Genomic DNA, 13,232 nt, shown 5'->3' on the forward strand with positions numbered 1-13,232 from the left:
GCAAGCTTATCGTGGCCTAATCTTAGCAACATTCCTGTGCGTGGTCAGAGATCGCCGCGACTATTTCGTTACTGTTTATCGTGGATTAAGTCGATTCTGCCCCATGGGTTATGGCGATGAATTGTTGCGCAATTATCGAGCCTAACCGGTTGACAGGCTTTTTCTTCTCGGCGTAACATGCGCGCACTATTATCAATGAGGACATACGCCTTGGACACACCCAGTAGATACTGGCTCACTGACCTGGACAACAACAGGTGCAACTTCTAAGGCTATCCCATTGAGCTGATAGCCTTCGTGGTTGTCGGCGACCTCTTCAGTGTCGCTATGAGTCAGATCCTTACATGGTCTGAAACAAGCTGGTGATACAACATCCCCCTGTTTCTGTGCTTCCACGCGTTGTTTACCCCTGTCACCCCAAGGGAGTTTTAGCAGATGCTAAGCGCGTTTAAATTAGAGAACAGCCGCCTGTCCCGTCTGGAGTTGGATGACTCCGATGACCTCACTACGTCACTGTGGGTTGACCTGGTTGAGCCGGAAGAAGGCGAACGTGAGCGCGTGCAAAACGAGCTGGGCCAAAGCCTGGCAACACGCCCGGAGCTGGATGATATCGAAGCCTCCGCGCGTTTCTTTGAAGACGAAGACGGCCTGCATATTCACTCCTTCTTCTATTTTGAAGATGCGGAAGACCATGCCGGTAACTCCACCGTGGCTTTCACCATTCGTGACGGACGCCTGTATACCTTGCGTGAGCGCGAGTTGCCGGCGTTTCGCCTGTACCGCATGCGTGCCCGTAACCTGACGATGGTTGACGGCAACGCCTACGAGCTGTTGCTGGATCTGTTCGAAACCAAGATTGAGCAGCTGGCGGACGAGATTGAAAACGTCTACAGCGATCTGGAAAAGCTCAGCCGGGTGATCATGGAAGGCCATCAGGGCGATGAATACGACGAGGCGCTGTCGACGCTGGCCGAGCTGGAAGATATCGGCTGGAAGGTCCGTTTGTGCCTGATGGATACCCAACGTGCGCTGAACTTCCTGGTGCGCAAGGCGCGGCTGCCAACCGGTCAGTTGGAGCAGGCGCGTGAAGTACTGCGCGACATCGAATCCCTGTTGCCGCACAACGAATCGCTGTTCCAGAAAGTGAACTTCCTGATGCAGGCGGCGATGGGCTTTATCAATATCGAACAGAACCGCATCATCAAGATCTTCTCGGTGGTTTCGGTGGTGTTCCTGCCGCCCACGCTGGTGGCCTCAAGCTACGGGATGAACTTTGAGTTTATGCCGGAGCTGAAGTGGTCGTTCGGTTATCCTGGCGCCATCAGCCTGATGATTCTGGCGGGGCTGGCCCCCTATCTGTACTTCAAACGCAAGAACTGGCTGTAACCTGACGGGCGACCCTGTTCGCCCGATATTTCTGCTGCTGCCAAAGATTAGCCTGCTAAATGAGGGTAGAATGCCCACTTAGCTTATCTGTCCTTAAGGCGTGCGTTTCGATGGAGAAGTTCCCCCGCTTGATTCAATGGTCGATCCTGCTGCTGGCTTCGCTGGTGCTGGGGTTTGGCCTGCAAACCTTCCATATTCCCGCTGCGCTGTTGCTGGGGCCGATGATTGTCGGCGTGGCCATGGGGTTGTTGGGGGCCTCGGTTCGCATTCCCGGTTACCTGTTTATCGCCGCCCAGGCGGTACTGGGCTGCATGATCGCACAAAGCCTGTCTCCCGCTATTCTCACGCCGTTGCTCGACGACTGGCCGTTGGTGCTGCTGGTGCTGATCGCTACGCTGCTGGCCAGTGGCATTTCCGGCTGGTGTCTGGTGCGCTTTAGCAGCTTGCCTGGGCCGACCGGTGCCTGGGGCTCATCGCCTGGCGGAGCGTCGGCGATGGTGGCAATGGCCGGGGATTTTGGCGCGGACGTTCGACTGGTGGCCTTTATGCAGTATCTGCGGGTGCTGTTTGTCGCGACTGCAGCCGCTATGGTGGCCCGCATTGGGCTGGGTGATGAGGCGGGGCACGGTAGTGCGGCGCTGGAGTGGTTTCCGTCGCTGGACTGGCGCTTCCCGGCGACGCTGGGTGTGGCCATTGTCGGTGCCTGGTTGGGCCCCCGGCTGCGCATTCCTTCCGGTGCACTGTTATTGCCGATGGTCATCGGTGCGGCACTGCATTCCAGCGGTACTATGGCGCTACAGGTGCCGGAATGGCTGTTGGCGTTGGCCTATACGTTGATTGGCTGGAGCGTCGGGCTGCGTTTTACCCGGCCGATATTTTTGCTGGCATTGCGGACTCTGCCGCAGATGGTGGTGTCGATCGTCGCGCTGATGCTGTTTTGCGGCCTGCTGGCGTGGATGCTGACGCACTTTCTGCCGGTAGATCTGATGACGGCCTATCTGGCGACCAGCCCGGGCGGGTTGGATACCGTGGCAATCATTGCGGCGGGCAGCCGGGTGGATATGTCTTTTGTGATGGCGATGCAGACGCTGCGGTTGTTCACCATTCTGCTGACGGGGCCGGCGATGGCGCGGTTTATTTCCAACCACGCCACGCCGGCCTCAACTTAGCTCTGGCATCAACGCAGTTTACGTTGGGTGTAGAGTGCGTCGAGGATAAACAGCAGCAGTGCCGCCCAGATAAAGCCGAAGGTCACCAGTTTGTCCTGTCCGACGGTTTCACCGTAGAAGGTCACGGCCAGCAGGAACATCAGCGTAGGGCCAAGGTACTGGAAGAAGCCGAGCGTCGACAGGCGCAGACGGGTGGCTGCAGCGGTAAAGAACAGCAGCGGGATGGTGGTGACGATACCGGCCGCCACCAGCAACAGGTTCAGCGACCAGGCATTGGCACCGAGGTGGCTGGTCGGGCTGTCGGCGAACAGGAACAGATAGGCCGCTGCCACCGGCAGTAGCCACAGGGTTTCTATCAGCATGCCGGTTTGCGCATCAATGGCGATCTTCTTGCGCAGCAGGCCGTAAAAGGCAAAGCTGAACGCCAGCCCCAGGCCGATAATTGGTAGCGAACCGAACTGCCATAGCTGGATCAGGACGCCGGCAAAAGCCAGTATCACCGCCAGCCATTGCATCCGGCGGAAGCGTTCGCCCAGGAACAACATCCCCAGCAACACATTCACCAGCGGATTAATGAAATAGCCCAGGCTGGCTTCCAGCATATGGTGGTTATTCACCGCCCAGATAAACAGCAGCCAGTTGCCACCGATCAGCAATGCGGTCACCGCCAGCAGCAACAGCCGTTTACGGTTGTGGCAGGCGGCCCGCACCTGTGACCAGTTACGTCCGAGAGTGATCAGCGCCAGCATAAAGAAGAACGACCAAATCACCCGATGGGTGAGGATCTCATCGGCAGGCACCTGCTGGATCAGTTTGAAATAAGCCGGGGCAATACCCCAAATAAAATAGGCGGCCAGAGCAAAGAAGATGCCCTGCCGTGTTTGCTGTGCGTCCATGACGTTACTCGGATGGGTAAAACGGAGATGCGGTGAGTGTACTGAAGACCCTCACCGCACACAATCACCCGACCAGGTAGGTGGCGGTGGCGCTGGCGATATGCAGGCCATCATGGTTATGCAGTTCGACGCGGGCGACCGCGACTTTATTGCCGCTGCGCAAGACGCTGGCGGCAGCGACGAAATGTTCGCCACGGCCAGGGCGCAGGTAGTCAACGCGCAGATCGATAGTCCCCATACGCGAAAGACGGGTTGCGACTTCTTCTTCGATCAACGGATCCAGACGCATTAACACGCTACCGGCGCATGCCAGGCCAGCGGCGACGTCCAGCACTGAGGCGATCACCCCACCGTGCAAGATTTTCTGGGCGGCATTGCCCACCAGCTTGGGCTGATTGGTAAAACTCAGCTCCACATAGTCGTCGTCAAAGCGGCGCAGCTCTAAGCCCAGCTCGCGATTAAACGGCATGTGATAAACAAAGATTTCGCCAATCTTCTGGCGGGCGGCTTCAAGTGTCAGTGGTGTGGTAGACATAAATACCCATTTTTTTCTGTGTAGTAGGGGAAACTAACTGGTCAGTCCAGGTTAACTGTTTGTTGATATTATGCCTATATTTTGTTGCTTTCCAGACTAATCCAATAAATACACGTCACACTGCTGTAAAACCGCCTTTGTGTGTAAAATGGCCTGTTTTTATTTCAGAATTTGTCAATTTTGTTGGGGTGAGGAACGTTATGCGCATTTTGTCAGGGTTCATTTTGGCCACGCTGGCGGCGGCACCGCTGGTTCAGGCGGAAGAAGCCAAAGCACAGCAAATTCATGATAAACCGGCGGTGCGCGGCAGCATTATTGCCAACATGCTGCAGGATCACGACAACCCATTCACGCTGTATCCGTATGAAACCAACTACGTGCTGTACACCGATACCAGCAATATCAACAAAGAGGCCATCAAGTCCTATAACTGGGCCGATAATGCGCGCAAGGATGAAGTGAAGTACCAGCTCAGCCTGGCTTTCCCGCTGTGGCGTGGCATTCTTGGTGACAACTCGGTGCTGGGTGCCTCTTATACTCAACGTTCCTGGTGGCAGCTTTCCAACCACAGTGAATCATCGCCGTTCCGCGAGACCAACTACGAACCGCAGGTGTTCCTGGGGTGGGCGACCGATTACAGCTTCGCTGGCTGGACATTGCGTGATGTTGAAGTCGGTTTGAACCACCAGTCTAACGGCCGCTCGGATCCCACCTCCCGCAGTTGGAACCGGGGTTACGCGCGCTTTATGGCGCAAAACGGCAACTGGCAGGTGGATCTCAAACCCTGGTTCCGCTTCTCGGAAAGCGACAGCAGCGACGACAACCCGGATATCACCAAATACATGGGCTATTACCGCCTGAAAGTCGGTTATGCCTGGGGTGACAGCGTGTTCAGCGTCGACAGCCACTACAACTGGAACAGTGGCTACGGCGGTGCAGAAATGGGCTGGAGCTACCCGATCAGCAAGCACGTACGTTTCTACACTCAGGTGTTCAGCGGCTATGGCGAATCCTTGATTGATTACAACTTCCGGCAGACACGGGTTGGCGTTGGTGTCATGCTTAACGATATTATGTAATCCGGCCGTCATCAAGGCGTCGCTACGCAGCAAAAAATGGGGAAGTGTGTGTCAACCGCAGCAGTGATAAACAAAGAGTTGCTGGCCGAACAGGTATTACGCGATACCTTCGGCTACCAGCAATTCCGACCGGGTCAACAAACGATTATCAACACGGCGATCGGTGGGCAGGATTGCCTGGTTGTCATGCCGACCGGCGGCGGTAAATCGTTGTGCTACCAAATCCCGGCGCTGGTGATGGATGGCCTGACGTTAGTGGTTTCCCCTTTGATCTCGCTGATGAAAGATCAGGTCGATCAACTGCTGGCCTATGGCGTCGCCGCCGCCTGCTATAACTCGACGCAAACGCGCGAGCAGCAGCTCGAGGTAATGGCGGGCTGTCGCAGTGGCCAGATCAAAATGCTGTATATCGCCCCCGAGCGGCTGATGATGGACAGTTTCCTCGATCAGCTCGGTGGCAATCCGCCGGCCTTGCTGGCGGTGGATGAGGCGCACTGTATTTCGCAGTGGGGACACGATTTCCGTCCTGAATACCGCGCATTGGGGTTATTGAAGCAACGCTTCCCGAACATGCCGGTGATCGCCCTGACCGCCACCGCCGATGAATCCACCCGTGGCGATATCGTGCGCCTGCTGGCGCTGCAGGATCCGCTGGTGCAGGTCAGCAGCTTTGACCGCCCCAATATCCGCTATACGCTGGTGGAGAAGTTTAAACCGCTCGACCAACTGTGGCGCTTCGTACAGGACCAACGTGGCAAGAGCGGCATTATTTACTGCAACAGCCGCGCCAAGGTAGAAGACACTACAGCACGTCTGCAAAGCCGCGGGCTGAGCGTGGGGGCCTACCATGCCGGGCTGGATAACGACCGCCGTGCGCAGGTACAGGAAGCGTTCCAGCGCGACGATTTGCAGGTGGTGGTTGCCACCGTCGCTTTTGGTATGGGTATTAACAAACCCAACGTGCGCTTTGTGGTGCACTTTGATATCCCGCGCAATATCGAATCTTACTATCAGGAAACCGGTCGCGCCGGTCGTGATGGCTTACCGGCCGAAGCGATCCTGCTGTATGACCCGGCCGATATGGCCTGGCTGCGCCGCTGTCTGGAAGAGAAACCCGCCGGACAGCAACTGGATATTGAACGCCACAAGCTGAACGCCATGGGCGCTTTTGCTGAAGCGCAAACCTGCCGCCGCCTGGTGCTGCTCAACTATTTTGGCGAAGGCAAACACCAAAACTGCGGCAACTGCGATATCTGTCTGGATCCCCCCAAGCGTTACGATGGGCTGGAAGATGCGCGCAAGGCGCTGTCCTGCGTGTACCGTGTCGGCCAGCGCTTCGGGCTGGGATATATTGTCGAAGTGCTGCGCGGTTCCAATAATCAGCGCATCCGTGAATACGGGCACGAGAAACTACCGGTTTACGGCATCGGCCGTGAGCAAACCACCGAGCACTGGACCAGCGTATTGCGTCAGTTGATCCACCTGGGCTTTATTACCCAGAACATCGCCATGCACTCGGCGCTACAATTGACCGAGTCTGCGCGACCGGTGCTGCGTGGCGAGCTGGAGCTGCAACTGGCAGTGCCGCGTATCCAGAGCCTGAAGGTGCGCAGCAGTGCCAACCAGAAATCCTACGGCGGCAATTACGATCGCAAGCTGTTTGCCAAACTGCGCAAGCTGCGTAAATCGATTGCCGACGAAGAAAACATCCCGCCTTATGTGGTGTTTAACGATGCCACGCTGCTTGAAATGGCGGAACAGATGCCCATCAAGGCCGGTGACCTGTTGAGCGTTAACGGCGTCGGTCAGCGCAAGTTGGAGCGTTTTGGCGCGCCGTTTATGGCGATGATCCGCGATCACCTCGATAATGATGAAGATTAAGGGCAATAAATCATGCTGATGCTGTTTCTGACCGTGGCGCTGGTGCACCTGATTGCGCTGATGAGCCCGGGGCCGGACTTCTTTTTTGTTTCGCAAACCGCCGCCAGTCGCTCACGCCGTGAGGCGATGATGGGCGTGATGGGTATTTCATTGGGTATCGTGGTGTGGGCGGGCGTGGCGTTGATGGGCCTGCACCTGATCCTGCAAAAAATGGCCTGGCTGCATCAGATTATCATGGTCGGCGGCGGGATTTACCTGTGCTGGATGGGCTGGCAACTGCTGCGTTCCGCGCGTTCCCAAAATGCCCAGTCGGTGCCTGCGCCAGAGGTGAAAGTGGCCTTGCCGAAGCCTGGGCGCAGCTTTATCCGCGGTTTTCTAACCAACCTGTCTAACCCCAAGGCGGTTATCTATTTCGGTAGCGTGTTTTCACTGTTTGTGGGTGACGACGTCGGTGCCGGGGCACGCTGGGGCTTGTTCTTGCTGATCATCGCCGAGACCTTTGTCTGGTTCAGCCTGGTGGCGGTGGTGTTTGCATTGCCGACCATGCGCCGGGGTTATCAACGGCTGGCCAAGTGGATAGACGGACTGGCGGGCGTGCTGTTTACCGGTTTTGGTTTACACCTGATCTTTACCCGCTAAACACTGCCGCACAGATTTTGAGGGCCGAACTGCCATGTTCGGCCCTTTTGCATTATGCCTTTCTGGCCGTAGCCAGCAGCCCGGCCACCAGAATAAACAGTGAACCGAAAATACGGTTCAACAACTGCATCTGGCGAGGCGTCTTCAGCCAACCGGCAATGCGGGTGGCCAGCGTGGCGTAGCCAATCATGACAAAAATATCTACTACCACGGTGGTGATACCGAGCACCAGGTACTGCTCGGCCTGCGGTTGGTTGGGCAAAATAAACTGTGGGAACAGTGCGGCCAGAAACACGATGCTTTTCGGGTTGGTCAGATTGACCAGTACGGCACGGCGGAACAGACGGCGACGCGGCATAGTGCCTGCCAGCGTATGCAAGTCCAGCGAACCTGCCGCGCGCCATTGTTGAATGCCAAGCCAGACCAGATAGGCGGCGCCGAACCACTTCAGCATTTCAAACGCCAACAGTGACTGCGATACCAGCGCACCCAAACCAATACCCACCAGTACGATATGCAGGCTCAGCCCGACCTGCAGGCCGGCAATGGACGCCGCTGCGCCGCGATAACCGTGGCTGATACCGGTGCTCATGGTATTGATCGCCCCTGAACCGGGCGACAGGCTGAGGATAAGAGTTGTCAGCAGGTAGGTTAACCACCAGTCCAAGGTCATTGAGGTACTCCCTGAAAGCGCCAATGGCCAATATGTGCCAAAATGGTTCGGTTTTTGTAAGAATTGAATCACAATACGCTAGTATTATTTCTTGTGCCAGAGGTCACATTTTTGCCGCTGGCGGCTCAGGGAAAAGCATTTGATGACGTCGTTTACTCTCAGCACTGATGACTGGTTAACGCGTGAAAAGCAGTTTGCTGCTTTTGCCACGGGACCGCTGCTGGATTTTTGGCGGCTGCGTGAGGAGGGCGAGTTCAATGGCGTGGGCGGCGTGCCCATCCGTTTCGTGCGCTTCAGTTCTGCCCGCCATCAGCGGGTGGTGGTGGTAAGCCCCGGTCGTATCGAAAGTTACATTAAATATCCTGAGGTTGCCTACGATCTGTTCCATTGCGGCTATGACGTGATGATCCTGGATCACCGCGGGCAAGGCCGTTCCGGTCGTTTGCTGGCTGATACGCACCGTGGTCATGTGATAAACTTTGCCGATTACGTCGACGATTTCGCCCAGTTTTATCAGCAGGAAGTGGTGCCGCACGGTTACCGGAAACACTTTGCGTTGGCTCACTCGATGGGCGGTGCGATCCTGGCGCAGTTTCTGGCCCGCCAGCCGCAGGCATTTGACGCTGCTGCGTTTTGTGCACCGATGTTCGGTATTTATTTGCCGATGCCGGGCTGGATGGCCAACCGCATTCTGAACTGGACGGAGAAACACCCGAAGGTGCGCGATTACTATGCGATAGGGACCGGCCAGTGGCGACCGCTACCCTATGTGGTCAACGTGTTGACCCACAGCCGTGAGCGCTATCGTCGCTGTTTACGTTATTACGCCGATTATCCCGAACTGCAGGTGGGCGGGCCAACCTACCACTGGGTACGGGAGAGCCTGCAGGCGGGACGAGAAATCATCGCCCAGGCGGCTAAAATCACCACGCCGCTATTATTATTGCAGGCCGGTGAGGATCGGGTGGTCGACAACCGTTCCCATCAGGCTTTTTGTCAGGCATTGTCAGACGCGGGACATCCCTGTGAAGGGGGAAAACCGCAGGTTATCGAAGGCGCACGGCATGAGATCCTGTTTGAGCGGGACGCGATGCGCGCCGAAGCATTGAGCGCAATCCTGCGTTTCTTTGCTCATCACTTAGGTGGTACCCCAACCGCCGACCACACCATTAGAGGTTAGAAATTACCGCTATGTATCACGTCGTCGCTTCCGATTTAGATGGCACGCTGCTGTCACCCGACCACACTCTGTCCCCTTACGCCAAAGAGACACTGAAGCTGCTGACCCAGCGTGGCGTACATTTTGTCTTTGCTACCGGCCGTCATCATATCGACGTTGCGCAGATCCGCGATAACCTCGAGATCAGCGCCTTTATGATCACCTCCAACGGCGCTCGCGTGCACAACACCGACGGCGAGCTGATTTTCAGCCATAACCTGGCCGAAGACATTGCCCGCGATCTCTACGGCATGCTGCATAACGATCCGGACATCACCACTAACGTTTATCGTAATGACGACTGGTTCATTAACCGCGAAAGTCCGGAGCAGAAAGAGTTCTTTCAGGAGTCCGTCTTCCAGTACCAATTGTTCGAGCCAGGCCTGCTGGAAACCGATGGCGTCTGCAAGGTGTACTTCACCTGTGACGATCATGAAAAGCTGCTGCCGCTGGAAGATGCCATCAATGCACGTTGGGGCGATCGGGTTAACGTCAGCTTCTCGTTCCCAACCTGCCTGGAAGTCATGGCCGGTGGCGTGTCGAAAGGTCACGCATTGGAAGAAGTGGCCAAGATCATCGGCTATACGCTGAAAGAGTGCATTGCCTTCGGCGACGGTATGAATGACCTGGAGATGCTGTCGATGGCCGGCAAGGGGTGCATCATGCGCGACGCGCATCAGCGCCTGAAAGACAAGCTGCCGGAACTGGAAGTGATCGGCTCCAACGTCGACGATGCGGTGCCGCATTACCTGCGCAAGATGTTCATCGCCTGATATGAAAGGGCGCCTTGCGGCGCCCTGAATTCGAGAACAACGTTGCGATTAAGCCCGAGATACCCGGGCCTAGCGCACCGAGGGGCGCTCCGGCAGCTAAAGCTGCTACGACCCCTTCGGCACGCTCTCCCTAATAACAGACTTTATTCGTCACCTGGGATACGTTGATCTTTACTACTTGTGCTGGTCCTGCTTTTGCAGGAATTGCACGCCCTTGTCAGGGAAGTCGGTGAACACGCCGTCAACGCCCGCCTGGTTGTAAATCACGTCATACAGTTGATTTACGTTGGTCACGTAGTCCGGCAGCGCATCGGCACGGATGGTGAAAGGGTGCACCGCCAGCTTGTTGGCATGGGCTTCTTTCACCATGTCGGTCAGTACCACCTTGCCCGGCTTGGATTTTTCCGCCACGACCAGCATATGGTAGTCCGGCCCGATGCCGTCGGCGTACTGGGCAATTTGCTTCATCGCGCCCGGCTTGAACATCCAGTCATAGTCATATTCCACCCACTTGCCGTCGGCCTTCTGCTCATAGGTTTCCTGCCATTTGTTGTAGGCGATCAGTTGGATCAACTTCAGATCCATGCCCATCTTCGGCTCCAGCTCGGTTTTAATCCGCTTCAGCTCGTTGGCGTCAAAGCATTGCAGATAAACGTTGTCGCCCTTGCCGGTATAACCGTACTGCTTCAGCACCGCCAGCACTTTGCTGGAAATATCCTTGCCTTCCTGCTTGTGGAACCACGGCGCTTTGATTTCCGGGTAAATACCGATGTTTTTGCCGGTTGAATGGTTCAGCCCCTGCACAAACTCGATCTCTTCCTGGAAGGTATGGACGCGGAAGTCGGATTTGCCCATCGGGAAACGGCCAGGGTAGCCCTGCACTTTTTTACCGTTTTCGATCTCAAAGCCTTCGGTGAACTTCAACGATTTGATTTCTGCCAGCGTAAAGTCGATGGCGTAATAGCGACCGTCTTTACGGGCGCGGTCCGGGAAGCGTTCGGCTACGTCGGTGACGCGATCGAGATAGTGGTCATGCAGTACCACCAGCTCGTTGTCCTTGGTCATCACCAGATCCTGCTCGAGGTAGTCCGCACCCTGCGCGTAGGCCATGGCCTTCGCCGGTAGCGTGTGTTCCGGCAGATAACCGCTGGCACCCCGGTGGGCGATCACCACCTTGTCGGCGGCCTGTGCGGCGCTGACCATTGAGGTGGCCAGGATAATCCCTGTCAGCAGGGCTTTGACTTGAGTCCGCATTCTGTTGTTCTCCATGTTGTAGGGGCAGGGGTAGTAAAAAGGCCGCAGCGCGGCCTTTAAATAATGCGAAAGTTGTATGACGCTTAACCGCGTTTGTTGGCAGCGATTTCCGCGTGGTGTTTTTTCTCGCTCAGCATGGTCAACAGCAGCAGCAATACTGCGCCGACGCTGCCGCCAATCATCACCATAAAGCCGCCGTCCCAACCGAAGTAGTCAACGGTGTAGCCGACAATGGCGCTGGCTGCGACCGAACCGCCCAGATAACCGAACAGACCGGTGAAGCCCGCCGCGGTACCGGCCGCTTTCTTCGGTGCCAGTTCCAGTGCGTGCAGACCGATCAGCATCACCGGCCCGTAAATCAGGAAGCCGATGGTGATCATGCAGGCCATATCGATGCCAGGGTTACCGACCGGGTTGAGCCAGTAAACTACGGTGGCGATGGTGACCAGGGTCATGAAGAACACGCCGGTGGCGCCACGGTTGCCCTTGAACACCTTGTCCGACATCCAGCCGCACAGCAGGGTGCCCGGGATGCCGGCATATTCATACAGGAAGTAGGCCCAGGAAGATTTATCCAGCGTGAAGTGCTTCACTTCTTTCAGGTAGGTCGGTGACCAGTCCAGGATGCCGTAACGCAGCAGGTAAACGAACACGTTGGCCACGGCGATGTACCACAGCAACTTGTTCGGCAGGATGTACTGCATGAAGATTTGCTTGGCGGTCAGCTCTTCTTCCGCTTTCTCGCTGTAGTCGTCCGGATAATCGTTTTTGTATTCTTCGATCGGCGGCAGGCCACAGGATTGCGGAGTGTCACGCATCAGGGCAAAGGCGATCAGGGCCACCAGGATGGCACCGAAGGCTGGCATATACAGCGCTGCATGCCAGTCGTTGAACCAGGCCATACCCAGCAGGAACAGCAGCGGCGGCAGACCGCCACCCACGTTATGAGCACAGTTCCAGACCGAAACGATGCTGCCGCGTTCTTTCTGCGACCACCAGTGCACCATGGTACGGCCACATGGCGGCCAGCCCATACCCTGGAACCAACCGCACAGGAACAGCAGCACGAACATGACCGCGATGCTCGAAGTCGCCCATGGTACGAAGCCCATGAACAGCATCACTGCGGCAGCCAGGATCAGGCCGGCGGGCAGGAACACCCGGGGGTTGGAGCGGTCAGAAACCGACCCCATGATGAATTTGGAAAAACCATAGGCGATGGAAATACCGGACAGCGCGAAACCGAGGTCACCGCGGCTGAAGCCCTGGTCGATCAGGTAAGGCATGGCCAGGGTGAAGTTCTTGCGCACCAGGTAGTAGGCGGCATAACCGAAGAAAATCCCCATAAAAATCTGCCAGCGCAATTTACGGTACAGCGGGTCGACTTTGTCGACCGGCACACGGGAAATGTGTGCTGCCGGCTTAAAAATACTCAACATGAGCGCCTCCGATGGCTTTATCTAGTTATCACATCAATATGACCTTTTACGTTCATTTGATGATTGAGCGGATATCGAATGTGGTGTTTTTTTGTTCCATAACGAGCGTCATCCTAGTCAAATCAGCCTGGTGTCGCTGTGATGAATGGCGCAATTGTTACACTTTTATGAAACACCGGCGGATTTTGAGCGATTCGTTAACGTTATGAAATAGAAAAACGCCTAAAAATCGTGATTATGATCACATTCATGGTTTTTTGTGGACATTTGGTTTTCGTTTCTAGTTCGT

The 13,232-nt window shown here is 56.1% G+C and carries 12 protein-coding genes; 7 read left to right on the forward strand and 5 right to left on the reverse strand.

Going from position 1 to position 13,232, the window contains the following annotated elements:
• Window positions 1-435 precede the first annotated feature (435 nt).
• Entirely contained in the window at window positions 436-1,386 is a 951-nt protein-coding gene (gene corA / locus F8R23_RS22255; RefSeq protein WP_085116483.1) for a magnesium/cobalt transporter CorA, read from the forward strand.
• A 110-nt stretch (window positions 1,387-1,496) separates the two neighbouring features.
• Window positions 1,497-2,555 (forward strand): AbrB family transcriptional regulator, encoded by a 1,059-nt coding sequence (locus F8R23_RS22260; protein WP_129936276.1) that lies wholly within the window; start codon window positions 1,497-1,499, stop codon window positions 2,553-2,555.
• 8 nt (window positions 2,556-2,563) lie between these two features.
• Here F8R23_RS22260 and rarD read toward each other — a convergent pair whose 3' ends face one another.
• Together rarD and F8R23_RS22270 are read right to left on the reverse strand one after the other, a co-directional pair.
• Window positions 2,564-3,451: an EamA family transporter RarD gene (rarD, locus tag F8R23_RS22265; protein WP_129936277.1), complete on the reverse strand. Its 888-nt coding sequence runs from the start codon at window positions 3,449-3,451 to the stop codon at window positions 2,564-2,566.
• Between the two features lie 64 nt (window positions 3,452-3,515).
• A complete protein-coding gene (locus F8R23_RS22270) occupies window positions 3,516-3,986 on the reverse strand; it encodes a thioesterase family protein (RefSeq protein WP_012004662.1) in 471 nt (156 codons plus the stop codon).
• Window positions 3,987-4,186: 200 nt separating this feature from the next.
• Between F8R23_RS22270 and pldA the strand changes: the two genes are divergently transcribed.
• Genes pldA through rhtC form a run of 3 tightly spaced genes read left to right on the forward strand, consistent with a single transcriptional unit; the run spans window position 4,187 to window position 7,585 of the window.
• The gene (gene pldA, locus F8R23_RS22275) at window positions 4,187-5,065 is read left to right on the forward strand and encodes a phospholipase A (RefSeq protein WP_129936278.1); all 879 of its coding nucleotides are present in this window, start codon (window positions 4,187-4,189) and stop codon (window positions 5,063-5,065) included.
• Window positions 5,066-5,113: 48 nt separating this feature from the next.
• Window positions 5,114-6,946 carry an ATP-dependent DNA helicase RecQ gene (recQ, locus tag F8R23_RS22280; RefSeq protein ID WP_129936279.1) on the forward strand — a complete coding sequence of 611 codons (1,833 nt, stop codon included), beginning with the start codon at window positions 5,114-5,116 and terminating at the stop codon, window positions 6,944-6,946.
• Window positions 6,947-6,958: 12 nt separating this feature from the next.
• Window positions 6,959-7,585 carry a threonine export protein RhtC gene (gene rhtC, locus F8R23_RS22285; protein ID WP_129936280.1) on the forward strand — a complete coding sequence of 209 codons (627 nt, stop codon included), beginning with the start codon at window positions 6,959-6,961 and terminating at the stop codon, window positions 7,583-7,585.
• 52 nt (window positions 7,586-7,637) lie between these two features.
• On the opposite strand, the gene rhtB is transcribed toward rhtC, so the two are convergent.
• The gene (rhtB, locus tag F8R23_RS22290) at window positions 7,638-8,258 is read right to left on the reverse strand and encodes a homoserine/homoserine lactone efflux protein (RefSeq protein ID WP_012004666.1); all 621 of its coding nucleotides are present in this window, start codon (window positions 8,256-8,258) and stop codon (window positions 7,638-7,640) included.
• Between the two features lie 142 nt (window positions 8,259-8,400).
• On the opposite strand from rhtB, the gene pldB reads away from it, so the two are divergent.
• Together pldB and yigL are read left to right on the forward strand one after the other, a co-directional pair.
• Window positions 8,401-9,438 carry a lysophospholipase L2 gene (pldB, locus tag F8R23_RS22295; protein WP_129936281.1) on the forward strand — a complete coding sequence of 346 codons (1,038 nt, stop codon included), beginning with the start codon at window positions 8,401-8,403 and terminating at the stop codon, window positions 9,436-9,438.
• 11 nt (window positions 9,439-9,449) lie between these two features.
• A complete protein-coding gene (gene yigL, locus F8R23_RS22300) occupies window positions 9,450-10,250 on the forward strand; it encodes a sugar/pyridoxal phosphate phosphatase YigL (protein WP_151416037.1) in 801 nt (266 codons plus the stop codon).
• A 174-nt stretch (window positions 10,251-10,424) separates the two neighbouring features.
• Here the strand turns inward: yigL and glpQ are convergent, their stop codons facing one another.
• Together glpQ and glpT are read right to left on the reverse strand one after the other, a co-directional pair.
• A complete protein-coding gene (gene glpQ, locus F8R23_RS22305) occupies window positions 10,425-11,504 on the reverse strand; it encodes a glycerophosphodiester phosphodiesterase (protein WP_129936283.1) in 1,080 nt (359 codons plus the stop codon).
• Window positions 11,505-11,587: 83 nt separating this feature from the next.
• Window positions 11,588-12,943, reverse strand: coding sequence for a glycerol-3-phosphate transporter (gene glpT / locus F8R23_RS22310; RefSeq protein WP_017891280.1), 1,356 nt, complete (start codon window positions 12,941-12,943; stop codon window positions 11,588-11,590).
• Window positions 12,944-13,232: the final 289 nt, after the last annotated feature.

It is taken from the genome of Serratia proteamaculans, assembly GCF_008830365.1.
Lineage (GTDB): Bacteria > Pseudomonadota > Gammaproteobacteria > Enterobacterales > Enterobacteriaceae > Serratia > Serratia proteamaculans.

Bases quoted from the DNA above. Each gene is read 5' to 3' on its own strand.
- pldB (WP_129936281.1), top strand. From the start codon at position 8,401: ATGACGTCGTTTACTCTCAGCACTGATGACTGGTTAACGCGTGAAAAG.
- corA (WP_085116483.1), top strand. From the start codon at position 436: ATGCTAAGCGCGTTTAAATTAGAGAACAGCCGCCTGTCCCGTCTGGAG.
- yigL (WP_151416037.1), top strand. From the start codon at position 9,450: ATGTATCACGTCGTCGCTTCCGATTTAGATGGCACGCTGCTGTCACCC.
- glpQ (WP_129936283.1), bottom strand. From the start codon at position 11,504: ATGCGGACTCAAGTCAAAGCCCTGCTGACAGGGATTATCCTGGCCACC.
- rarD (WP_129936277.1), bottom strand. From the start codon at position 3,451: ATGGACGCACAGCAAACACGGCAGGGCATCTTCTTTGCTCTGGCCGCC.
- F8R23_RS22270 (WP_012004662.1), bottom strand. From the start codon at position 3,986: ATGTCTACCACACCACTGACACTTGAAGCCGCCCGCCAGAAGATTGGC.
- pldA (WP_129936278.1), top strand. From the start codon at position 4,187: ATGCGCATTTTGTCAGGGTTCATTTTGGCCACGCTGGCGGCGGCACCG.
- rhtC (WP_129936280.1), top strand. From the start codon at position 6,959: ATGCTGATGCTGTTTCTGACCGTGGCGCTGGTGCACCTGATTGCGCTG.
- F8R23_RS22260 (WP_129936276.1), top strand. From the start codon at position 1,497: ATGGAGAAGTTCCCCCGCTTGATTCAATGGTCGATCCTGCTGCTGGCT.
- glpT (WP_017891280.1), bottom strand. From the start codon at position 12,943: ATGTTGAGTATTTTTAAGCCGGCAGCACACATTTCCCGTGTGCCGGTC.
- rhtB (WP_012004666.1), bottom strand. From the start codon at position 8,258: ATGACCTTGGACTGGTGGTTAACCTACCTGCTGACAACTCTTATCCTC.